This window comes from Niallia endozanthoxylica, from assembly GCF_008710145.1.
Lineage (GTDB): Bacteria > Bacillota > Bacilli > Bacillales > Cytobacillaceae > Bacillus_BD > Bacillus_BD endozanthoxylica.
Map to the genome: position 1 here is coordinate 264,492 of NZ_VYKL01000010.1, position 22,713 is coordinate 287,204.

Consider the following 22,713-nt stretch of genomic DNA (forward strand, 5'->3'; position numbering starts at 1 on the left):
TTGAAGGAAAATTTTACATATATATGATGTAATTATAAAGTGTGATCACATATCACATGAGGAGGTGGAAACATCGAGATGGATCAAAAACAAATGGTAGCGGTCCCGACCCTTGCTCAAGAGGTATATTCACGGCTGCGTGAAAACATAATGAATGGCGATTTTTCACCAGGAGAAAAGATTTCGATACGAAAAATTGCAGAAAGATATGCTGTTAGTACGATGCCAGTGAGAGAAGCACTGAACAAATTGCAATCAGAGGGATTTGTCCATTTTGAAAGAAGAAGTATATATGTCAGTCAACTCTCATCAAAAGATTTGATTGAAATTTTTAAAATCCGCATGAATTTGGAAGAAATGGCCATGGAATGGTCGTATCCAAACATTGGAGAAAATGAATTAATTGAGTTAACAAAGCTGGTAAAGGAAATGGATGACAAAATTGATTCTCCTATTGAATGGAATGTACTAAACAAACAATTTCATACAAAGATTTATTCGTATTCTCATTCTAAGCCTATGTTAGAAATATTGAACGCGGTCTGGGGAAGAGTGGAACCTTATATGAATATTTATGCCGCCTCAGCTTATCACTTATCCTTATCGCAGAAAGAACATGGTCAAATGATTGAATATATGGCAAAAAAAGAATGGGATCGATTACAAGCATTAACGAGCGATCATATTCAAAAGACCTGTCATGCCATTTTAGAAAAGTTACCCTAATTGAATCAGGAATCCAAACACTATTTAATAAGGAAAAATCAACATTTTCATCAAATTATAGGGATTTGCAGGTGATGAGAATTGAAGGATAACTGGAATGCTTTTATAACGAAAGATTTCATTTTAGAACCTACAGGTACAGGTGTATTGGATGGATTAACCTTTGCCATTAAAGATGTATTTGATATTCAAGGCTATAAAAGTACGGCAGGGAATCCTGACTGGTACCGTACGCATTCTCCAGGTAAAAGAAATGCGCCAGTTATCGAGATTCTCTTAAGTAATGGGGCGCGTCTAATGGGTACGACACATACAGACGAATTAATGTACAGTTTAAACGGTGAAAATTCCCACTATGGAACACCGGTGAACCCGAATGCTCCGAATCGAATTCCGGGTGGGTCTTCAAGTGGATCCGCGGTTGCAGCTGCTGCTGGGATGGTCAATTTTTCCATTGGAACAGATACGGGCGGTTCTGTAAGAATTCCAGCGTCCTATTGTGGGATTTATGGTTTTCGTCCTACGCATGGAATGGTGAATATCGATGGGGTCATTCCTCTGGCCAAAAGCTTTGATACGGTTGGTTGGATGTCAAAGGATCTTAACACCCTGTTAAAAGTCGGAGAAGTATTCCTTGACCATCAAGCGCCTGCTCAAGATTCATTTTCCTATTTATATTTTGAAGAAGAAGCATGGACGTTTATCGAGGAAGAGTCGAAAATGATTTTATTACAGGCTGCTTCAGTGTTAGAAGACATGGGTTCTATCAAACAATCCTTAAAGATATCAACGGAAGGCCTTACACAATGGGCTGAACTATTTCGCTATATACAAGGAATCCAAATATGGAAAGAGCATGGTGCGTGGATTGAACAAGAACACCCTGTATTCGGTCCCGGGATCGCCGAACGTTTCACATGGACTTCCACCTTAAAGGAAAGAGATTTGCCTGCTTTAATGGAAAAAAAGAAAATAATTAGGCAGCGCTTATCAACGATTTTAAAAGACAACGGGTTACTTGTGATTCCCACTTCTCCTGGTGAAGCACCTTTAAGACATTTACAGGAAGAGAAGAGAGAACAACATCGTACAAGAACCATGCAATTAACTTGTATCGCAGGATTAGCAGGATTTCCGCAAATAACGGTTCCATTTAAAAATCAAAATGGAGTTCCAATTGGATTATCCTTTATTGCTAATCGTAATCAAGATCTCCATTTAATCAAATGGGTCCATAAATTAATCGAAGCAAGTGGAGGGTTCTTCTGTTTCCCTGATAAGTAAATATGGAATAATTAATGGAAACAAAAGAACCGTCCCTCTGTTTCAATAAGGAGGATGGGTATGAATAAAAGCAGTAAGCAATCTTATCGTCCAACGACAATGGCACCAAAGGCGATGATCACGACTCCGCATTATTTGGCTTCTCAGGCAGGTTTGAACGTGCTTCAAGAGGGAGGGAATGCGGTTGAAGCGGCCATCGCCGCTGCCTCAACTATTGGAGTGGTGTACCCTCATATGAATGGAGTGGGCGGGGATAATTTTTGGCTTGTTTATAATAAGAAAAAGAACGAATTAAAAGCCTTAAATAGCAGTGGCCGTTCAGGTGAAAAGGCAAGTATTTCATTTTATAAGAATCAAGGTTACAAGAAAATCCCTTCAAGAGGAGCTCTTTCTGCAAATACCGTTCCAGGGGCAGTCGCCGGCTGGGAAAAGGCTTTTCAATATTCACAGGCCCAAATGAAGGGAACGTTTGGCTGGGATCAATTGCTGCAAACATCCATTCAATATGCAAAAGATGGCTTTCCGGTTACGCCTAGTCAGGAATACTGGACGAATGTCAATCAGGATCCATATGATAATGAATTTAGACATCTCCAACGTTTTTCAGAGTTTCAAAGAATCTTTACAAAATCGAGCGGACTGGCGTATCGTGCTGGAGAATTGATGAAGCAGCATGATTTAGCGTTAACGTTAGAAGGCATTGCAAGTGAAGGAAGCTCTTATCTTTATCAAGGAGAGCTGGCTAAGGCAATCTCCCAAGGTTTGCAACATCACGGGGGACTATTAACCTATCAAGATTTTCGGAATCACCGTTCCGATTGGGTGGATCCGATTTCTGTCCGTTACCGGGGCTATCAGGTCTATAATGTCCCGCCCAATTCACAAGGCTTTGCCTCGCTCTCCATTCTGAACATTATCAATAACTTTGATTTATCTACTATTGAAGAAGGCTCTGCTGATTATTATCATGTACTAACAGAGGCAACGAAACGAGCATTCTCTGACCGGGATCAATACTTAACTGATCCGGATTTTTCCCACATCCCGCTGGATGAATTATTATCCGTTAAAAGAGGAATGGATTTAGCGGATTCGATTGATTTTACAAGGGTGAAAAATGTACAAAAACAGTTAGACCCAAAAGGGGATACAATCTGGCTGGGAGTTGTGGACCAAGAGGGAAATGCCGTTTCATTGATTCAAAGTATTTATCATGAGTTTGGTTCTGGTATCATTCCAAAAGGTACAGGAATAGTTCTGCAAAACAGAGGCAGCTTTTTCTCCTTAGATGAAAACCATATAAATTCTTTGCAGCCGAAAAAACGAACGTATCATACATTAAACCCGGCCATGTTGTTTAAAAATGACGAACCTTACTTAGTGTATGGGACGATGGGAGGAGAAGGTCAGCCGCAAACACAAGCAGCACTTGTGACGAGAATTCTAGATTATGATTTTCCTATTCAAGCCGCGATTGAAGCCCCAAGATGGTTGTATGGAAGAACATGGGGTGCTTCCTCAAACAGTTTGAAGCTAGAAGGAAGAATAGATCAAGATGTCGTTCGAGACCTTCAAAGCAGAGGTCATGAGGTTGAGATTTTAGATGATTTTACAGATGTCATGGGTCATGCCGGAGCCATTAAAATCGACCAGAATACGGGAGTGAAGTTCGGGGGTGCTGACCCTAGAGGAGACGGAGCTGCATTAGGGTTTTAAGACCTTTAAAACTTTTACTCTCCTATGTATTAAAAGAGATTTATCGAAGGTGGTTTATTAAGTGAAGCTGTATAGAGATATATTTGTTGCATTTTTTCGATCGGGAATATTAGGATTCGGAGGAGGTCCATCAGCGATTCCGCTGGTTCATAAAGAAGTGGTCGGTACATTTAAGTGGATGAATGATGATCAATTTAGCGATGTGTTAGCGCTGGGGAATACGTTGCCAGGTCCGATTAATACGAAAATGGCTGGATATATCGGCTACCGAGTCGGAGGCATAACGGGACTGATTGTTGCTTTGACCGCGGCCATTTTACCAACCGTTCTTTTGATGCTGGCCTTATTAACCTCCTTTAATCAATTCAAAGATAACCCAAGAGTTCAAGGAATGACGCATGCGGTGGTTCCTATTGTAGGCGTCATGATGGGTGTGTTGACTTGGAGCTTTTTGAAGAAGGCGAAAAGCGGGTTGGGGTGGAAAAAAGCGAGTCTTCTTTTAATCGGATGCCTGATCTGTATTGTGTTCCTTGGAATCCACCCAGGTGTCGTGATTGGAGTGTTGTTAGCTGGGGCATTCGTTTTACCAGAAAAGAAAAATAAAATCGAAGTACATGCAAAAGGAAAAAGTGAGAGCCTATGATTTATTTACAATTATTTTTAGCCTTTTTGATCCCGGGAATCGTTGGTTATGGAGGCGGACCTGCTTCTATTCCGTTAATTGAACACGAGGTGGTTAACCGTTATGGCTGGATGACAACTAGTCAATTTAGTGAGGTGCTGGCCTTAGGAAATTCCTTGCCGGGCCCGATTGCTACAAAAATGGCCGGATATATTGGGTTTGAAGTAGGGGGAGTAGTAGGGTCCTTGGTAGCCTTGTTTGCCACGGTGGCACCATCATTGATTTTAATGGTTTTATTATTAAGTCTAATCTATCGTTATAAAGATTCACCAAGAGTTAAACGGTTGTCAAAAGTGGTTCTGCCTGCTGTTGCAATCTTAATGGGAACTCTTACGTTTGATTTTTTCTATGAATCTTATTTTTCAAACGGACTTTGGGAAACGATTTTTATTGCCATCCTAACGTTATTGCTATTAGAAAAGTGGAAGGTGCATCCTGCATTTGTGATTGTCGGAGGATTGACTTTTGGGGCTATTTTTCTAGTGTAAAACAGCTGCTATGAAGACTGAGGAAAGGCAAGCGATGTGAACCGTAAATGGGTAGCATCGCTTGCCTCTTTTGTATTATAGTCAAAACGGAAAACTCCAATTTTAATTTTTTATTCAACCGCTAGAAACTAGTTATATGGACTGATTTACTGCAATCTAATAAGGGGGATACATTTAGAAATTATCAGTTCTTTGAAAGAAATGGAAATCAAATGACAGATATGAAATAGTAGTTATTCATTGAACTACTCCCACTTACTTCGTTGAAGTGGGAGATTCCTGCGAACACCAGTATATCCACCAGTTTTTTAGTAGGCGATCCCTGTCGCACCGACAGTTAGCAGTACAAGCGACTACGTTCAGTCTCCTGCGGTGTTGTAATCTTGTACGTTGGACTCATTGCACTTGCTTACTTTGCTTGGTTTTCGCTACTTCGGCAAGTGCAAGACGGTTGATGCTTGGATATTTTACCGTGCGAAGCCTTTCTCGCACGAACCCTATATATCCAGTTTTCAAAGAACAACTTACAGGAATATTATACCATGCAAACATATGTTTTGGATAGCGCCAACCGCCATTCATCTCTCACTTATTTTTGGGCTACGCTCTGCACAAAGTTGAAGTGGGAATCTTCTGTCGAAGGGGCAAGGTTTGAACAGAAATGGGCTGGGGCAGTCCGTTGTTTTCTTTACGTCGTCAAACAGTTTGAAATAAATGTTATAATTATCATATTATTCTGTAAAATATAAGTGTTTTTGAGGAGTTTTCATTATGAAGAATGTTATTGGGGGAAGAATTTTTAAAACGGGTTTATCGGTGTTGGCTACAGCAATCATTTGTGAAATATTAAATTGGCCTGCCATGTTTGCTGTGATTACCGCCATCGTCACCATTGAGCCTACTGCTGCAGATTCCATAAAGAAAGCTTTTATTCGTTTTCCGGCATCAGCCATTGGTGCTGCGTTTGCGGTTATTTTTACATTCCTTTTTGGAGACAGTCCCATTTCTTATACCTTGGTTGCCCTTTGCACAATTATTGCTTGTACCAAGCTGAAATTACACGATGGTCTGCTTGTTGCCACTTTAACAGGTGTTGCGATGATCACAACCGTACACGATGAGTATATCTCATCCTTTTTCATACGTTTGGGTACTACATCTACTGGGTTAATTGTCTCGTCTATTGTCAATCTATTAGTTATCCCGCCTAACTATTCGACTTCCATTATAAAAGGCTTTCAAACCTTATTGTCGAACACGGGGAAGCTTCTTATGAAAAGAGGGGACCTGTCATTTGAACATGAAAAAGAAATTCATGATGATTTTGAACATCTTATTAATGAACTGGAAAAGGTAAAGAAACTTCTTTATTATCAAAAACAGGAATGGAAATTTCATCGTTCTAATCGAAAATATATCCGTGAGTTTTTCTATATGTCCAAAAAAATAACCTTATTGGAACAGATTGTTTTTCATATAGGCAATCTAATCTTTATCCCTTTTCATCATTTAAAGTTAAACAAGGAAAAAGAAGAGTTAATCTCAATAGCCTTTAATCGTTTAAATCGAATTTTAAATGATCCATACTTTTCTATTAATCAAGAGGAAGAAATGCTTGTGAGTAAATTAACCAAATGGTTTACAGAACAAAAAACTCAAAGCGCTTTCGGAGAGGTGTATCAAGAGCATGTTTCATATATGAAAATGGAAACCGTTCTTTTATTTGAGCTCATTTCTATTTTTGAATTAACAAAGGAGTTGCACCACTACTACAATCTTGAAGACAGACATAGTGAGCCAAAGATAGTGAAGTCTTCTATTGGATGACGTGTGTTCTCTCATGTGGAACTGATATCAGAGGAGGGGTTCTTCATCTCCTCTGAACTTTCGTTTGTTAGGCACCATCTATTCACTCTAAATCGTTCACAAGGCTTGCTCTTTGCAACCTCATCAAAAAATGAAACGAATGATGGGTACTGCTAAGGTTAACAGTAAAGCGGAGGTGGTCATCGCTACATTACCCATTGTCCTTCCTTCTTCTCCCCAAATAGAGGAGGTATTTGCTCCTATCATTTGAGCGGTTGTGCCCATTGCCAACCCTTTGGCTGCTTTGCTTTTAATCCCTAATTGCTGCATTAATTTGGGTCCGATAAGAACAGAAATGAGAGCGGAAATGATAACAAAGATGATCGTTGTGGAATATAAACCGCCTAAATTGCTTGAAATCGTCAGGGCAATCGGAAGTGTAATGGATTTAGGAATCAATGAAGCGAGCAGCTGCTCTTTTAAATGAAAGAAATGTGCCAGCAGCACAACGGTCAATAATCCCATAGCTGTTCCTGCCATTACACCGATAAAGATTTTTTTGTAATTCTTTTTAATAAAAGTCCATTGCTTATAAAGCGGAACCGCTAAAGAAACAACGACCAGTTGTAACAGAAATTGAAAAAGAGAGCTTGCTTGGCTATAGGTTTCTTCAGGAATATGAAAAAGGAGAAGAAGCAATACGAGTAAAAAAGAGGAAGAAAATAATGGATTCAGCCAGCTTTTTTTGTATTTACGATAGAAAACGGTACAGATCCCATAGCTTCCAAGTGTGATGAGGATACAGAATAGATAGGTCAATAATATATTCATTTGCATTCCCTCTTTTTTCTCATTTCATACCATTCGACTGTATAGGCTGTTCCTAGCAAACAGGAAAGGCTGCTTACAAATAATATGATGAAGATGTTCCATTTTAAAATTTCTAGAAAGTGAAAGGAAATAATGAGACTGACAATGGGTGGGATAAATAATAGCTGCAGGTGTTTGAGCTGAAAAGAAGTAATTTTCTCCACCCACTCAAGTTTGATAATTCCTGTCATCAAGAAAAGAAACAGCAGCAGCATGCCCACAGTACTGCCTGGAAGGGGAATGGGTAAAAGAGTGACGACTAAGTTGCCAAGAGAAAGGAAGCCGATTAACAGTAAAACCTGCAAAATCCAACCTCGTTTCATCGTTCCATTTCCTCCTTCCGGTTGAATGGTTTAAGTTTAGAAAGGTGCATTGATTTAGTAAGTAATCTTGTTCATGGAAGTTTCCCATGCTTTAAAGGGTTCTTTTACCAGATTATTTTAAAAAACAATCAAGATATGGAAACCATTCTAATTGTATTTTGCACTTTTTTCTACCAGTATGTAAGAACATCTAACGAGATTTTTGGTTCGAATACTAAGAATGGTAATAAAAACTGACAAGACAAATGGAAAATGAATGGCTTCTGAGTATTATATATTGAAAAAGTGGATTTTTAGGCCTTGGTTTTTAGTGAAAGAAAAATTTAGTGCAAAGGAAATATTTACTACAGCATTTTTGCCAAGTCAATAAACTTGATTGAAGCCCGATGCCGGATAGGTGCCTGGCTTTTTTCTATGATCTCAAAAAGATAAACTGCCCCAGTTTCAAGTACTGAGGCGGGGGAAATTATCCTATATTTTTTTAACTGCCGCGGTACACCTGATATCCCCAAGGAGACACAAGCAATGGTACATGGTAGTGTCTGTTTACATCTGAAATCCCAAAACGAACAGGTACAAGTTCTAAGAATGGAGGGTCTGGAAGGGGGATATCCTTCCTGCGGAAATATTCTCCAATATGGAAAATAAGCTCATAGACTCCTATTTTCATTTCTTCCTCCGTGAGAAGGGGAACATCAAGCCGACCATCATCATTGGTTGCAGTAGTCTTTAAATGTTTCCAGCCTGAAGTTCCTTCTTGGATGAATAGTTCAATTTTTACATGGCTTGCAGGTGTACCGTGGGTTAAATCTAAAATATGTGTGGTGATTCCGGTCATCTTTTTACCCCTCTCTTTATGTCGTGATACATACCAATTTACCTTGCTGCTATAACAAGGTAGATTGGTATCTTTATTTTTTTCTGCTTGAAACAGCATCGTCCGGATTCGTCTGGTTTTTTGCAGGCCATTCACCTTTGAATTCCATTACATTGTATTCAAAATAGTTTTTCAAAATGTGTTCACGGTTATCTTGGAAAAGTTCATCCGCTACAGCGCTTGCCAGTCGAGGTAATCCAAATCTCATTCCAGATAGAGCGGAGGCAGTGATTCCGCAGCTGATTAATGCGGAATAGTTAAATGCGTATAGTCCGCGTAGAAGTTTCTTGCCAGCTTTGTCACGACTTACGAATGAATAGCCTGGACTAAGATAGGGGTGTGCATCAAGGACAGGGTTGGCAAGCTCTAATGGAGCTTGATACCTATCTCCCCAGCGCAAGATATGCTTTTCAACAAGCTTTAACTCTGGCCGTAATCGAGGGTCGGTAAGGAGACCTGTGCTAATGATGAGATAATCAAAGGTGAAGGTTCCTTGGGGAGTTGTGATTCTAACGCCATCAACAGTGCTTTTCACATCAAGCCACGGGGAGCCTAAATGAAGAGTAAAACCAGGCCAGGAGGCAGCGCGAGTGAAGGTGTCATTTGTTGGTGGTTGATTATGCTTAAAGAAATGAGCCATTACGGCATATTTGTCGGCGTCTGTTAAGGAATGATAACGTTCGATTATGCCGGAAGCTTCCATTTGACGGATTGGATTAATCCGAGGGATTTCTTTCCGACGGACAAAAACATGTGCCTGGGCAACGCCTTTTGAAAGGGCGAAATGGGCATTATCAAAAGAGGATGCTCCGCCGCCTAAAATACCAATCTTTTTTCCTTTTAATGCATTGAAATCAATGGCTTCGGAGGTGTGGGCATATAGATGTTTCGGTACATTTTCAGAAATCAAAGATGGTACATGCCATTCTCCGCCGCCTTGAATGCCTGTTGCTAAAATGACTTTACGTGCGAAGAGGTGTGGTGAAGGAGCGCCTAAGCCTTCAATATTTAAGCGGTGAATTCCTTCTTTTAATGGTTGTATGCATGTTAATTTGACTCTATTGATAACAGGTAAACGAAGGACACTTCTATACCAGCGAAGGTAATTCATCCAGTCTCTGCGTGGAATCTTCTCTACTTTCTCCCATCCTTCTGGTCCAACTTGTGCTTCCCACCAAGAGCGGAAGGTGAGGGAGGGAAGACCAAGGTCAATGGATGTTAATTGTTTTGGTGTTCGTAATGTGACCATTCGTGCATAGGTTTCCCATGGCCCTTCATAACCTTCGTGATTTTCATCAATAATAAGGATGTTAGAAACCCCCTCACGTAATAGAGCAAAAGCTGCCCCTAAGCCGCATTGACCTCCGCCGACAATCACCACATCATAGACATGTCCTTCTGGATGCTCAAGTGGTTGAACGTTGTCTGCCCCTTTAATATTCAAATACGAAAGGTCCTTTTTTACTCGTTCGTTTAACTCTGCTAAACTCATATTCTTCATTCCTTTCCTTTTAAAATGAGTCCTTCATCACTTTTTCTTCTAATCGAAGGAAGGCAATTTTATAGATTTCTTTTAAAGCTGTTTCAAATTCAATCTCTTTTTCGTTATGAACTCTTTCCTCCATCGCCTGGTAAATGTCGTGCTTGTTTTTACCGCGTACAGAAAGGATAAAAGGGAAGCCAAATGTATCCATATACTGTTGATTGATCGAAATAAAGCGGCCATATTCTTCAGGTGTGAGTTCATTCAAGCCTGCACCTTTTTGCTCGTTAACTGAATCTGTACTCATTTGAACGCGGTCCCCTAAATTTGGATGTGCCTGAATAAGTGATAATTTCTGTTCTTTTGAAGAGGATTCAACCACATGGAGCATTTTCCTGTAAAGTTGATCGAAGGATGAGAAAGGTCTCGATTCTAAAACTTTTTCAGGAATCCATGGTGAATGTTCGAAGATCCCTCCTAGAAGTTCAATAAATTGTTCTGGTTCTAATTTATTTAGTTGATGGATTGTAAGCAAAGTAAAACTCCTTTCCGATGAGTTTTTACATAAGGTTCGATTCTTGAGTCATGCAGCCATTCGATAGAAGAGAATTCTCTTCTGTGTTATGATCTTCTTTTTAGTTATGTTAATAAATATAACGTAACGAGTTATTATATTTCACATAAAATTAAATTTTCTGATTATTGCCATTGTATATTTTGGCTGGAATTCACATATTTTTATAGGCAAAGTGCATAAAGAGGGTGGAAGAAAAGTAAAAGGAGTGTCCTAAATGCAAACGGGTTAGGTGCCACAATATATTTAGTATCCTTTAATGCAAAGTTACGTTGTATATAGATATATTGCGGCAGCCTGACTTACGGAACGGCACCTTTTAAAAAGGAGGAGTCTAAAAGCTTCTTCATTCATAAAGCGATTCTTAATTGTAAAGTGGTCTCTGGATTTTTCATGCTTTTAGCTAGGATTTCTTCGCATTTCTCAATCCGATAGACAGTCGTATTTCGGTGAACAAATAATCTTTTGGCTGTCTTTGAGATTTGACAATGTATTTCTAAATAAACAGAAAGCGTTTGGAGTAGTGACTCTTTTTCATCCTGTTTGAGGGATGAGAATCCTTGAAAGGTATATTTGTAAAAACTGTTCATTTCCTTTTTGGGAATCAAATGAAGTTTTTTATTCTAAAAATGTAAAGTGTTAATACATATTTATGTTATAAAACATACCATAAGTAAAAGGAGGAGTGAAGCGTATGGCCATTCATGTGAAGAATTTACAACAGGCAGAAAAAGAAAATATACAAGAAATGATTGAATGGCTTTCATCGTTTGGAAAAACAAAAAAGGATGGCGTCACTCGATTGTTATACTCAAAAGCCTGGTGCCAAGCACAAAAAGCTTTACAACATAAAATGGAACAGTTTGGATTGGCTACCTATTTTGATTCAGTAGGGAATTTATTTGGCCAATTACAGGGAATGGATCTTGGTCCTGTCATACTAACCGGTTCTCATATTGATACGGTGGCAGAAGGCGGTAAATATGACGGTGCCTATGGAATCATTGCGAGTCTTATCGCTGTATCAAGATTGTTCGAAACCTATGGCTATCCAAAGAAATCCATTGAAGTAGTCTCTTTTTGTGAAGAAGAGGGAAGTCGTTTTCCACTGACCTTTTGGGGTTCCAGAAATACGATTGGAATGTATACCCTTGATCACATCAAGGACCTAACAGATGGGGAGGGAATCTCTTTTTTGGATGCGATGAAGCAAGCTGGGTTTGATCCGGCACAATATCAAACACCGATTCGAAAGGACATTGAACGATTTATAGAGGTTCACATTGAACAAGGAATGGTATTGGAAAAAAATCAAAAAACGATTGGTGTTGTAACCCATATAGTCGGTCAACGGCGGTACCATGTCCGGATCAAAGGGGAATGCAATCATGCAGGAACAACCCCCATGTTATATAGAAAGGACGCTTTAGCGGCCGCATCACAGCTTATCTCTATCGTAACAAATATAGCAAAGGAAGTGGATTCGCATTTAGTAGCTACTGTAGGGAGAATCCATGTTTCTCCTAATGTTCCAAATGTGGTGGCAGGTGAAGTGGAATTTAGCTTAGATATCCGTCATCACAAAGAAGAAATATTAGATCAGTATTGCCAAATGATTTTTTCAGAGTTTCATCAAGTATCCAAAGCTTTCCATACTGACATCGACTATTCGCAATGGATGAATGTGAAACCTGTTTCAATGGATACAGAGCTGCTAAAGGTCATAAGGAAAATAGCTCAACAAAAAAACTTGCCTTTTCAAGACATCATTAGTGGTGCTGGACATGATGCACAAGTCTTTGCAAGTATAATTCCTGCTAATTTAATCTTCGTACCAAGCAAAGATGGAATCAGTCATAGTCCAAAAGAGTTTACAAGTGTGAAAGAGTTAGAAATGGGCATCGAGCTGTTAACCGAGGTTTTATATCAATTAGCTTATTAAAGGAAGTGCTGTCAAATGGCCTATATGGAGCTAAATATACCAAAGCGAACGATCATGACACCGGGTCCTGTTGAGGTTGACCCCCGCGTATTACGAGCGATGAGTTATCCCGTTTTAGGTCAGTTCGACCCGGCTTTTACAAAGCTGATGAATGAAGTGATGGAAATGCAACGTGCGGTGTTTCAAACAAATAATCGTTGGACTTTTCCGATTGACGGAACCTCCCGTGCCGGAAATGAAGCGCTCTTAGCTAGCATCATTGAACCAGGTGATCTAGTATTCATTCCCATTTATGGACGGTTCGGTCATCTGCTTGCAGAAATTTGTGAACGATATGGTGCTAATGTTCATTCGATCCAATGTCCATGGGGAGAGGTGTTTGATCCTCAGGTCGTGATTAAGGAAATGAAAAAGATTTCTCCTAAAATTGTTGCCATCGTGCATGGTGAAACCTCTACAGGAAGAATGCAGCCTTTAGCGGAGATAGGAAAAGCATGTCGGGAGCAGAATATCTTACTAGTCGTTGATGCCGTGGCATCTATTGGCGGTGTGGATGTGAAAACAGATGAGTGGCATATCGATGGAATCATTGGCGGCACGCAAAAGTGCTTGTCTGTTCCATCTGGAATGGCGCCGATCTCGTTCAATGACCGAATAGAAAAAATCATCTTAGAGCGTAAAAAGGTGGAGGCTGGGATTGCAACAGAAGAGGATCGACTCTATAACCGAACCTGCTTAGCGATTACCAGCAATTATTTTGATTTAGGAATGTTAATGGATTATTGGAGTCCAAGAAGATTGAACCATCATACCGAAGCCACTTCGATGATTTATGCCTTGCATGAAGGATTACGCCTTGTGCTGGAAGAGGGGTTAGAGAATCGATTTTTCCGTCATATGTTTCATGAGAAAGCGTTGACAGCCGGAGTAGAAGCGATGGGATTGAAGCTATTTGGCGATGCTCATCATAAACTTCCGTGTGTCACATGTATTGATATTCCAAGCGGGGTTGATGGTGAATCTGTTCGAAACATGCTGCTTGAGGAATTTAGCATAGAAATGGCTTCTTCTTTTGGGCCATTACATGGAAAAATTTGGCGCATCGGAACTATGGGGTATAGCTGCCGTAAAGAAAATGTTCTGGCCGTTCTAGGAGGATTGGAAGCCGTTCTGATTCGTCACAAGGTTCGTGTGAATCGCGGGGAAGCCTTGCAAGCTGCGCTAGATGTGTATGCAGCAGAAGCAAAAAAAACAATAGCATATTAGAAAGGGGTTGTAACGAATGACATCATATGATCTTATCATACGAAATGGTTTCGTGGTTTTACCAAATGAAATAAAGAAAACGGACCTTGCGATAAAAGATGGTGTGATTGCGGAGATTGGACATCAACTGACAGGGACAAGTAAAGAAGAGAGAAATGCAGAAGGAACATACATTTTCCCAGGAATGATTGATGTTCATGTCCATTTTAATGACCCTGGCCGAGACGATTGGGAGGGCTTTAAAACCGGTTCGAAGATGATGGCTGCAGGAGGCGGTACAGTTTACTTTGATATGCCGCTGAATGGTATTCCTTCTACGGTTAATAAGGCAGCATTGTTGGAAAAAGTGGAGCATGCCAAGGCTAAATCACTAGTGGATTTTGGATTATGGGGCGGATTGGTACCAGGGAATATCGGGGAACTAAAAGGGCTTGCAGAAAATGGCGTGATTGGTTTTAAGGCCTTTCTATCTGACAGCGGGAATGATGATTTCCAACGGGTAGATGAACGAACGTTGTTAGAAGGTATGAAAGAGATTTCTTCTTTAAATAAAATTCTTGCTCTGCATGCAGAAAGTGCGGCGATCACTGGACTGCTTACAAAGGGAAAAAGAGAGCGGGGATTGCTGACTGCTGATCATTATTTAGCTTCCCGGCCGATTGTTGCTGAAGTAGAAGCGGTGGAACGAGCTCTGTTCTATGCAAAAGTAACGGGCTGCTCCCTGCATTTTGTTCATATCAGCTCTCGTGAAGCGGTTGAAAAAATTGAAAAAGCCAAAGCAGAAGGGCAGGATGTGACTGTGGAAACATGTCCTCATTATCTGTTGTTCAATCATAACGCTTTAGTTGAAAAAGGCGCTATTGCCAAATGTGCCCCTCCATTACGTGAGAAAAAGGAACAAGAAAGATTGATTAGGTTATTGATAGATGGAGCCTTCGATATGATTGCATCAGACCATTCTCCCTCTCCCTATTCGATGAAGGATCCGGCCGTCCATCACTTATTCGATGCTTGGGGCGGAATCAGCGGCGGTCAATTTACGCTATTAGCCTTGATTGAATTAGCTGTTCAATATAAGATTCCTTTTATAAAAGTTGCTAGTCTCATAGCAGAAACTCCTGCAAGCAGGTTCCATTTAGATTCAAAGGGGAAAATTGAAGTTGGAATGGATGCGGACTTAGCTTTTGTATCATTAGAAGAATCTTTTACGGTATTAGAAGAGAACTTCTTTGCCAAACATAAACAAACCCTTTATATGGGTCATACGTTTCCATGTAAGATTAAGCTTACGATGAATAGAGGTTCCATCGTCTATGAAAATGGGTTCATTGTGGATGAGAATCGAAAAGGAAATTGGTTAAAGTCAGGAAAGGATTATAGTAATACGGCACAATCATAGTAAAAAAGAGCAGTAAGGTTCTGTTTCCATGACATGATTTTTTTAGAATGATGAATGAATATGTAAGAGAGTCTAATATGAAAGTGGAAAAGAAAAATGAACCTATGCCGCTGCACAGGCTATGGCGGCATTATCAGGAGTATTCAAAAACTGATTCAGTCTAATAGAGAGTGACCAGGCACCATGGATGGTGCCTGTGTCACCTTCGTTCTACTCATTCCTCGCAACTATATAGACGAAAAAGAATAGAAAAATTAGGTTGTTCACTGTTCTTATCCTTGTTGGGAATGAGCGATGACAGATTGACTTGTTGGCCGATTGAGTAACACAATGGATCCTACTACAAGCAACATCCCGGTTATGGCTAATAAGCTAGGGACTTCTTGATAGAGCATTAAGCCGAAAATAGTGGCGGCAACAGGTTCACAGGATGATAGAATCGCCGCACGGCCCGTATCTACATATTTCATTCCCCACGTAAATAAAATGTAAGGTGCCACACTAGCGATAACTGCATGTAAGAATAAAAAGGAACCAAAAGAAATAGGTGATTCTTTCAATGCTAGAGTGATAGGTCCAAAATCAGTGAAAAAACTACCACCTAAACTCGCAAATAGAAAGCTATATAGATTAATCGTTAGTGAGTCGTATCCTTTATTCATCGCTAACCGGGTAAAAATACTATACAATGCATAGCCAAAGCTTGCGGCTATTCCCATTAGGATTCCTGCGAGAGAAAAAGCAACGGCATTTTCTAGGAGACCGCTGACCAATATACAGCCGATAACAGCTAATGTAACAGCCGCGAGCTTGATCGGTGTCATTTTTTCCCGAAATAAAACCGCTGAAAGCAGCAGGACAAAGATGGGGGCTGTGCATAGCAAAGTGGCCGCTAAGGAAAGTGTCACCAAACTAATCGTCTGGTTGTATAGATAATTAAAGAGCAGCATACTGACAATCCCTGTTCCAATGAAATACCAGCAATCCTTTACTTTAATCCTCAGTACATCTCTCTTAAAAAACAAAATTCCAATCAATGTGATAATGAATGCTCCTAGCATTCGAGTTTCGACAATGGCCATACTGTTTAGACCGTACGTTTCCAAATGCCTGACAAAAAGTCCGACAGACCCCCACATACATCCGGCGATAACAATGACGATTGGGGCAATTGTTTTTACCATAGCTTCGTTCCACTCCTTTGGATAAAAATCTGAATAAATTGACTATTCGCGACGAAGAATGAAACCCCTGTTTTTATTCATAATCTAGAAGGGGATGAAAAGGAGAGGAAATCTAAGAAAAACGGCTTTTTTTCGCTTGCACAGTCTTAAACAATTTTCCTTTCATACACCCAATCAGGATACCATAAAACCGTATGATTACAGGGTTTTAACTGCATAAACAGACAAGCTCATTTACTGCTCAGCCCACTATTTTTCTAGTCATGTTCAAGAAAATTCTTAATGGTTCTTTAACAAAATTCGTTATAGTTCTTTTGGTCATTTTCAATTATTTTGGAACTAGAGGAGCATTAGGAAATGATGTGCCTAATTATTTGCACTAGGAGGGGAAGGAAAGATGGTAAGAGTCATGCGTCTTGGTCGAGTAGAACTAAAAGTATTGGATTTAGAAAAATCAGTAGAATACTATACAAAGATTATTGGTTTGGAAGAAACAGGCCGCTTAGGAGATAGTGTATATTTAAAGGCTTGGGATGAATATGACCACCATAGCTTAATTTTAACGAAGTCCAACTCTGCTGGAATTGCCCATTTTGCTTTCAAAGTGGAAACGCTCGATGACCTAGCTTACTATGAAAAGAAAATTGAACAATTTGGCTGTGCAACCTCTCGTATTTCTTATGGAACAAGACTTGCTGAAGGCGAAGCGGTACACTTTATTTTGCCAACAGGCCACCATGGTGAACTTTATCATGAAGTGGAGTTTCTCGGAACGGCGGTAGGAACGTTAAATCCGCATCCATGGCCGTTAGGTAAAAAAGGGATTGCTCCGCATCGTTTGGATCATTGCTTATTAACGGGCGATGATTTGAAATCGGTCACAAGATTCTTTATTGAAGCGTTAAATTTCAGACAAAGTGAAAGAATTACTTCTGTTGATGGGGAAGAACTACTCGGAACGTTCTTATTTACAAGCAATAAAGCCCATGATTTAGCGTTTGTCAAAGGACCGGATGCGAAACTTCATCATGCTGCCTTCTATGTCGATTCTCTTCATGAGGTGTTTAAAGCAGCGGATATTTTATCCATGTATGAAGTTCCATTTGATGTAACCCCTACACGCCATGGAATTACAAGAGGGGAAACGATTTATTTCTTTGATCCTTCCGGAAATCGCAATGAAGCCTTTGCCAATGGATATATCACTTATGCGGATTTTCCAACCATTACATGGACGGAAGATAAAATCGGACAAGGTATTTTCTATCACCGCAGGGAATTATCAGAGTCCTTTATGAAGGCCTTAACTTAATGGGTGGAAGATGAAAGGAGAAATCTTATGTATAAAGTGAAATTACATGCACGCGGACAGCTTTTTGAATATTCCTGTTCATCGACCGTTACTCCCCTGCAAGCTGCACGAAATCAGTTTATTCCTATTCCAACAGGCTGCAAGCAGGGAGGCTGTGGAATGTGCAAGATAAAGGTGCTAGAGGGCGAATATAGCCAAGAAGTCATTCGTTCCCACGAGGCTTTGTCAGATGCGGAATTAGAAAACGGTTATGCATTAGCCTGTTGTATGGTGCCAAAAAGTGATCTGCATATCATAACAGCAGAAGATTATGCGAAAACAGAAAAGGTAGAAATCTAGAAATAGTTAATTAAGAAAAGAAATAAAAGAAATAAAAGGCATAACTAGCAGTATAAATGCGTTTTGCCTTTTATTTCTTATAAGTTAGAATTCTATTTTAATCACTTACTTAGTAACAGCGGAGGCTGCATCCATTCTTGCTGAATGGTTTTTTGAAGATGATTTTTGATGATTTCATTGTTTTTCCTATTTTCCCTTCGATAAATGATGGAAAAGCGTGTATCAAATTGAAAATCCTGAACATGTATTATTGACAGCTGACCGCTTTCAATTTCTTCTTTCACATCTGGATAACTTAAAATTGCTAATAATCCTTTTCCACTCATGACCGCATTTTTGATTGTCTCAATATCCCCAATTTCTACGATATTTTTGAGGAAATTTAAACCGCTTTGGGCAAACTTGGCTCTTTTCTTTGCATGCGGAGTCATCAGAAATGGTTGATTTTCCAAATCCTTCTTTAGCACGTCTGTCTTGCCTGCAAACGGATGTCTTTCTGAACAAATAATTACTAATGGGACAGAAAAAATAATATCATGATCTAATTGATCGGTTTGATAGACTTGTGTAATCATGCGGGTTGAAACTAAACCAAATTGCAAAGATTCTTTTTCAACGAGTTTACAGGTATCAAAAGACGGAGAGGGATTTAAGTTTAATTGTAATGAAGTAAAAGGATCATATCTCCGTTTCAATGCTTCGCTCAGTAAATTAAATAATACAGGTGTCACGCCAATGGATACGGATTGAGAAGGCTGCTCTAATTGGGAAAGCTTATTCTTTACTTCCTTATCCATTTTTTCAATTTCTAAGGCATACTTATATATTTCTAAACCAGAAGGTGTCAGCTTAATATTTCTCCCAGAACGTTCGGTTAATTTCACTCCAAAATGACGTTCAATTTCTCGAAGATGCCCGCTGATTGCTGCAGGACTTGTCAGCAACTCCTTTGCCGTTTTTGAAATACTCTCTAATTGCACGACTTTACAAAAAATAGATAAGTTGTAAAAGTTCATTCCCTCACCTCTAAATTTTTTATATGAAAATATAGAATATTTAGATAATTACTAAAGATGAGTATTCGACAAATATACGTTTTGTCCTTCAAAATAATAAAAATTCAGCTTATAAATAGTAAAATTTCTAAACCATCTTGAATAATTACTGTTCATCCTGTCGGGAAAGGGTAGTGGGTAAACAGAGATATTTCCAATAAAATCCACTATTCTTCAAAAAAAACGCTCTATTATTAAGTTTTTTCTTAAAGGTATGTTAAGAAAAATCGGTATAGTAGTAGAATGCAATTTGTTTTATGATTTTTATAGAAGTTAATTACCTGTAAATTTAGAATATTATGAAAGTTATTTATTCATAGAAATGGAAATGAGTGATGTCTAAATGATGCAGGTTATTGTCGCGAAAGTGAGCTTCTTCAAAAAAATAAAAGATAAGGGAGCGAATGAAACATGGCAGAAAACCAATTGACAGAACAAAAGCTGAAGTATTCCAAGTATGTTGCTGAGATCGGCTGGGGGCCGGAATCAAGGAATTTAACGAGGGAAGAAGTAGTAGAAAAGCGAATTACCCCTCCGATTATTGGGGATGGTTTTAATTTACCTACCGCTACACATCATATTGAGTCATGGATTATTCCTGAGCCAAAGGCTTTCAGCGCGATGAGTCCTAAGGGAGGGATTCATAAGCACTTAGACTGCAGACCGCCTGGAATGTTTGCTGAAGATGATGAAACGTCCATGCTGGATAATTCACCGCATTATCATACGTATGACGAAGTATATCTTTTTACTGGTACCAATCCATACGACAACCTAGATTTAGGTGGTGAAGTAGAGCTTTGGCTGGGACTTGGAGATCAAGCTGAAAAGTTTACGTTTACAAAGCCAACAATGGTTCATATACCAGCAGGACTTGTTCATGGCCCGCTTGTTTTTCGTAAGGTAAACGATTCAGCCCGTCCGATTAGCTGGGTAGTATTCTATGATTCTCCAGTGCTTAGCAATGTCCACGTTCGCATGCTGCCTCCAGATTTTAAACAACTGGGTGAAGAAGAGTGAAGGACTAGTCAATACTCTTTGTTAAAAGATTTGTAGGAGAATCAAGTGATGACTCATTCTCCTACAGCCTTAATATGAAAGGAAAGGTGGTAAACATGAAAAACTATAAAATGGAACTCGATAATCCAAATCTTGAGAATCCTGCTTTGGCATTTGAAGAGCTGCGCGGGAAATGTCCCGTTTCGCATACAGATGGATTTGGCGGAGGCTGGAACATTATCGGACATGAGGATATTGTCAAAACCGCCCTTGATCCAAATACCTTTTCTAACGCAGGTGCAATCAGGTATCCACATTTGCCGCGGTTCCCTTTTGAAGCCGATCCACCTCTTCATACACCATACCGTAAAGTGATGCAGGAGTTTTTTACGGAAAAGAAAATGAAAGCTTTTGCAGATAAGCTGAGGCCTATTGCTATCGAGTTGTTAGAGCCTGTTATCAACAGAGGTTATGGCGACATCGCAAAAGAAGTCAATTATCCATTGCCAGTCCGGGGTATCATGGCTTTTCTCAATCTGCCGGATCAAGATTGGCCGCGTATTATGCATTGGGCTGAAGAGCTTTACTATCGTGCGGCAGAAGGAAATCTTGTAGCCAGAAAAGCAGCGGCAGATGAACTGGAAGTTTACTGTCGAGAGGTAGTTGCAGAAAGAAAAGAAAATATGCTTAATCCACAAGAAGATTTGCTTAGTAAAATGCTACATAACAGCTCAGAAAGTGACAGCGCTACTGTTACTGAGAACTTAGTTGTGGGAACCCTGCATTTATTGCTGACAGCGGGACATGAATCAACCACTAGTTCTTTAGGAATCATTATCAATTATCTAGCGACACATCCAGAAGACCGTAAGCGATTGCAAGAAGACCCAGCCTTGATTCCAAATGCAATTGAAGAAATATTACGTTATGAATCACCTGTACAATTTCACCCGAGAACCGTGACAAAAGATACTGAGATACAGGGACAAGAGATTAAAGCAGGGGAAAAGGTATTTTTACAATGGGGAGCAGGAAATCGCGACGAAGAAGTCTTCCCGAATGCAGATCAATGTATTATCGATCGAAATACGAAGAAAAGTCTTGTCTTTGGCTCAGGTATCCATAAATGTATTGGAGCTCCTGTTGCCAGAACGCAACTCCGGGTTGTTATCGAGGAGCTGTTAAGCCGAACAGATTCTTTCCGTTTAAATGGTGAGATTCATAGAATAGGCTTTACCCGTTATGGAGTTAGTTCCTTGCCACTTCTAATCGAAAAATAGAAATCAGGGCTGGAAGAGAAGGTAAGAGTTTACGAGAATTTCATTCTATTAGGGGGGAATAAAAGATGAAAAAGCGTTTCTTTGTCACGGTTGTATTCTTATTGATTTTCTCATTACTGGCAGCCTGTTCTTCTTCATCCTCATCTACAAGTGAAGATGGGGGCAGCGCTAAAAAATATAATTGGGCTCTTACTTCAAGCTTCCCAGCAGGCCACAATATGAATGATGTACTTCACAATATAAAGGATGAGTTGGATAAGCGGACAGACGGTGCTATTAATGTGACGATTCATGAAGACACACTTGGTAAACCGCCTGAAGCATGGGATATGACGAAAGATAATACGATTCAAATAACGTACACGGCTGAAGGTTATAATACTTCCCGTATGCCTGTGACACAAATGATAGCGCTTCCTTTTGAAGTAACGGATCCAACCACAACATTAGAGGTGCTTCAAAAGTGGGAAGAAGAGGGCCATTTAGCAGAATTGACAGATAACTTCAAAGTGCTTGGATATGTACCGATTTCAGCCAGCCATCTTTTCCTTCGTGATAAAAAGGTTGAAAAAATGGAGGATTTAAAAGGGTTGAAGATAAGAGCTGTATCTTCTACACAGGCAGAAACACTTTCAGCATTAGGGGCATCAGGTGTAACGATTTCAGGTTCTGAAGTGTATATGAGTCTTGACCGCGGTGTAATTGATGGCACTCTGACAGGAATTGATAATATTCATGACCGAAAATTATTTGAAACAGCCGATTATGCACTTAAGCTGCCATTATATGAAGCTACGTTTACTTTATTAATGAATAAAGAAACATGGGATTCGCTATCTCCTGAATTACAAAAAACGGTACAAGAAACAGTAGATGAATTAACAGCCCAGGAGCTTAAGCGGGTAGAGGCGATGGATCAAGAATTATGGGATAAGCTTGAGAAAGATGGCTTAATGGAAGTCTATACCTTATCAGAAGAAGAACAAAAAAGATGGCATGAAGAGACGAAGCATGTAGCTGAAAAGTATGCAGAAGAACTTGAAAAACAAGGTTACCCAGGTAAAGCAGCATTAGAATCTATGAGAGAAGCTGCTAGTAAATAATTGGG

The 22,713-nt window shown here is 39.7% G+C and carries 21 protein-coding genes and 1 pseudogene; 14 read left to right on the forward strand and 8 right to left on the reverse strand.

From position 1 onward, the window contains the following. Positions 1-78: 78 nt before the first annotated feature. The 6 genes from F4V44_RS04710 (at position 79) to F4V44_RS04735 (ending at position 6,723) form a co-directional block, all read left to right on the forward strand. On the forward strand, positions 79-726 hold the full coding sequence (locus F4V44_RS04710; protein WP_150438827.1) for a GntR family transcriptional regulator: 648 nt from the start codon (positions 79-81) through the stop codon (positions 724-726). Positions 727-807: 81 nt separating this feature from the next. Then, on the forward strand, positions 808-2,010 hold the full coding sequence (locus tag F4V44_RS04715; protein ID WP_150438828.1) for an amidase: 1,203 nt from the start codon (positions 808-810) through the stop codon (positions 2,008-2,010). A gap of 60 nt (positions 2,011-2,070) precedes the next feature. Continuing rightward, positions 2,071-3,726 carry a gamma-glutamyltransferase gene (gene ggt / locus F4V44_RS04720; RefSeq protein WP_191090566.1) on the forward strand — a complete coding sequence of 552 codons (1,656 nt, stop codon included), beginning with the start codon at positions 2,071-2,073 and terminating at the stop codon, positions 3,724-3,726. Positions 3,727-3,787: 61 nt separating this feature from the next. Beyond that, a complete protein-coding gene (locus F4V44_RS04725) occupies positions 3,788-4,369 on the forward strand; it encodes a chromate transporter (RefSeq protein WP_150438830.1) in 582 nt (193 codons plus the stop codon). Next, entirely contained in the window at positions 4,366-4,896 is a 531-nt protein-coding gene (locus F4V44_RS04730) for a chromate transporter (RefSeq protein ID WP_150438831.1), read from the forward strand. The genes F4V44_RS04725 and F4V44_RS04730 overlap by 4 nt, the downstream gene beginning before the upstream one ends. A gap of 771 nt (positions 4,897-5,667) precedes the next feature. Beyond that, positions 5,668-6,723, forward strand: coding sequence for an aromatic acid exporter family protein (locus F4V44_RS04735; protein ID WP_150438832.1), 1,056 nt, complete (start codon positions 5,668-5,670; stop codon positions 6,721-6,723). Positions 6,724-6,846: 123 nt separating this feature from the next. On the opposite strand, the gene F4V44_RS04740 is transcribed toward F4V44_RS04735, so the two are convergent. The 6 genes and pseudogenes from F4V44_RS04740 to F4V44_RS04765 form a co-directional block, all read right to left on the reverse strand. Further along, entirely contained in the window at positions 6,847-7,533 is a 687-nt protein-coding gene (locus F4V44_RS04740; protein WP_150438833.1) for an LrgB family protein, read from the reverse strand. Further along, positions 7,530-7,895, reverse strand: coding sequence for a CidA/LrgA family protein (locus F4V44_RS04745; RefSeq protein WP_150438834.1), 366 nt, complete (start codon positions 7,893-7,895; stop codon positions 7,530-7,532). The genes F4V44_RS04740 and F4V44_RS04745 overlap by 4 nt, the downstream gene beginning before the upstream one ends. A gap of 481 nt (positions 7,896-8,376) precedes the next feature. Beyond that, on the reverse strand, positions 8,377-8,733 hold the full coding sequence (uraH, locus tag F4V44_RS04750) for a hydroxyisourate hydrolase (RefSeq protein WP_150438835.1): 357 nt from the start codon (positions 8,731-8,733) through the stop codon (positions 8,377-8,379). Between the two features lie 73 nt (positions 8,734-8,806). After that, the gene (locus F4V44_RS04755; protein WP_150438901.1) at positions 8,807-10,264 is read right to left on the reverse strand and encodes an NAD(P)-binding domain-containing protein; all 1,458 of its coding nucleotides are present in this window, start codon (positions 10,262-10,264) and stop codon (positions 8,807-8,809) included. A 19-nt stretch (positions 10,265-10,283) separates the two neighbouring features. After that, complete coding sequence (gene uraD / locus F4V44_RS04760) at positions 10,284-10,790, reverse strand: 2-oxo-4-hydroxy-4-carboxy-5-ureidoimidazoline decarboxylase (protein WP_150438836.1); 507 nt, start codon at positions 10,788-10,790, stop codon at positions 10,284-10,286. A gap of 389 nt (positions 10,791-11,179) precedes the next feature. Continuing rightward, positions 11,180-11,443: pseudogene (locus tag F4V44_RS04765) on the reverse strand (PucR family transcriptional regulator); the annotation flags it as partial. Positions 11,444-11,523: 80 nt separating this feature from the next. Between F4V44_RS04765 and allC the strand changes: the two are divergent. From allC to F4V44_RS04780, 3 genes are read left to right on the forward strand one after another with little or no spacing between them, the layout of a single operon-like run. Next, positions 11,524-12,771 (forward strand): allantoate deiminase, encoded by a 1,248-nt coding sequence (gene allC, locus F4V44_RS04770; RefSeq protein ID WP_150438838.1) that lies wholly within the window; start codon positions 11,524-11,526, stop codon positions 12,769-12,771. Positions 12,772-12,786: 15 nt separating this feature from the next. Continuing rightward, on the forward strand, positions 12,787-14,037 hold the full coding sequence (locus F4V44_RS04775) for a pyridoxal-phosphate-dependent aminotransferase family protein (protein WP_150438839.1): 1,251 nt from the start codon (positions 12,787-12,789) through the stop codon (positions 14,035-14,037). A gap of 16 nt (positions 14,038-14,053) precedes the next feature. After that, entirely contained in the window at positions 14,054-15,436 is a 1,383-nt protein-coding gene (locus F4V44_RS04780) for an allantoinase (RefSeq protein WP_150438840.1), read from the forward strand. Positions 15,437-15,708: 272 nt separating this feature from the next. Here the strand turns inward: F4V44_RS04780 and F4V44_RS04785 are convergent, their stop codons facing one another. Next, the gene (locus F4V44_RS04785) at positions 15,709-16,620 is read right to left on the reverse strand and encodes a DMT family transporter (RefSeq protein ID WP_150438841.1); all 912 of its coding nucleotides are present in this window, start codon (positions 16,618-16,620) and stop codon (positions 15,709-15,711) included. Between the two features lie 397 nt (positions 16,621-17,017). Between F4V44_RS04785 and F4V44_RS04790 the strand changes: the two genes are divergently transcribed. Beyond that, entirely contained in the window at positions 17,018-17,932 is a 915-nt protein-coding gene (locus F4V44_RS04790; RefSeq protein WP_150438842.1) for a catechol 2,3-dioxygenase, read from the forward strand. Between the two features lie 27 nt (positions 17,933-17,959). After that, complete coding sequence (locus F4V44_RS04795; RefSeq protein ID WP_150438843.1) at positions 17,960-18,271, forward strand: 2Fe-2S iron-sulfur cluster-binding protein; 312 nt, start codon at positions 17,960-17,962, stop codon at positions 18,269-18,271. A gap of 101 nt (positions 18,272-18,372) precedes the next feature. Here the strand turns inward: F4V44_RS04795 and F4V44_RS04800 are convergent, their stop codons facing one another. After that, complete coding sequence (locus tag F4V44_RS04800) at positions 18,373-19,287, reverse strand: LysR family transcriptional regulator (RefSeq protein ID WP_150438844.1); 915 nt, start codon at positions 19,285-19,287, stop codon at positions 18,373-18,375. A gap of 450 nt (positions 19,288-19,737) precedes the next feature. On the opposite strand from F4V44_RS04800, the gene F4V44_RS04805 reads away from it, so the two are divergent. From F4V44_RS04805 to F4V44_RS04815, 3 genes are all read left to right on the forward strand, one after another. Beyond that, positions 19,738-20,346 carry a hypothetical protein gene (locus tag F4V44_RS04805; protein WP_150438845.1) on the forward strand — a complete coding sequence of 203 codons (609 nt, stop codon included), beginning with the start codon at positions 19,738-19,740 and terminating at the stop codon, positions 20,344-20,346. A 95-nt stretch (positions 20,347-20,441) separates the two neighbouring features. Beyond that, on the forward strand, positions 20,442-21,605 hold the full coding sequence (locus tag F4V44_RS04810; protein WP_191090567.1) for a cytochrome P450: 1,164 nt from the start codon (positions 20,442-20,444) through the stop codon (positions 21,603-21,605). A 65-nt stretch (positions 21,606-21,670) separates the two neighbouring features. Next, a complete protein-coding gene (locus tag F4V44_RS04815; protein WP_150438847.1) occupies positions 21,671-22,708 on the forward strand; it encodes a TRAP transporter substrate-binding protein in 1,038 nt (345 codons plus the stop codon). The last annotated feature ends 5 nt before the right edge of the window (positions 22,709-22,713 follow it).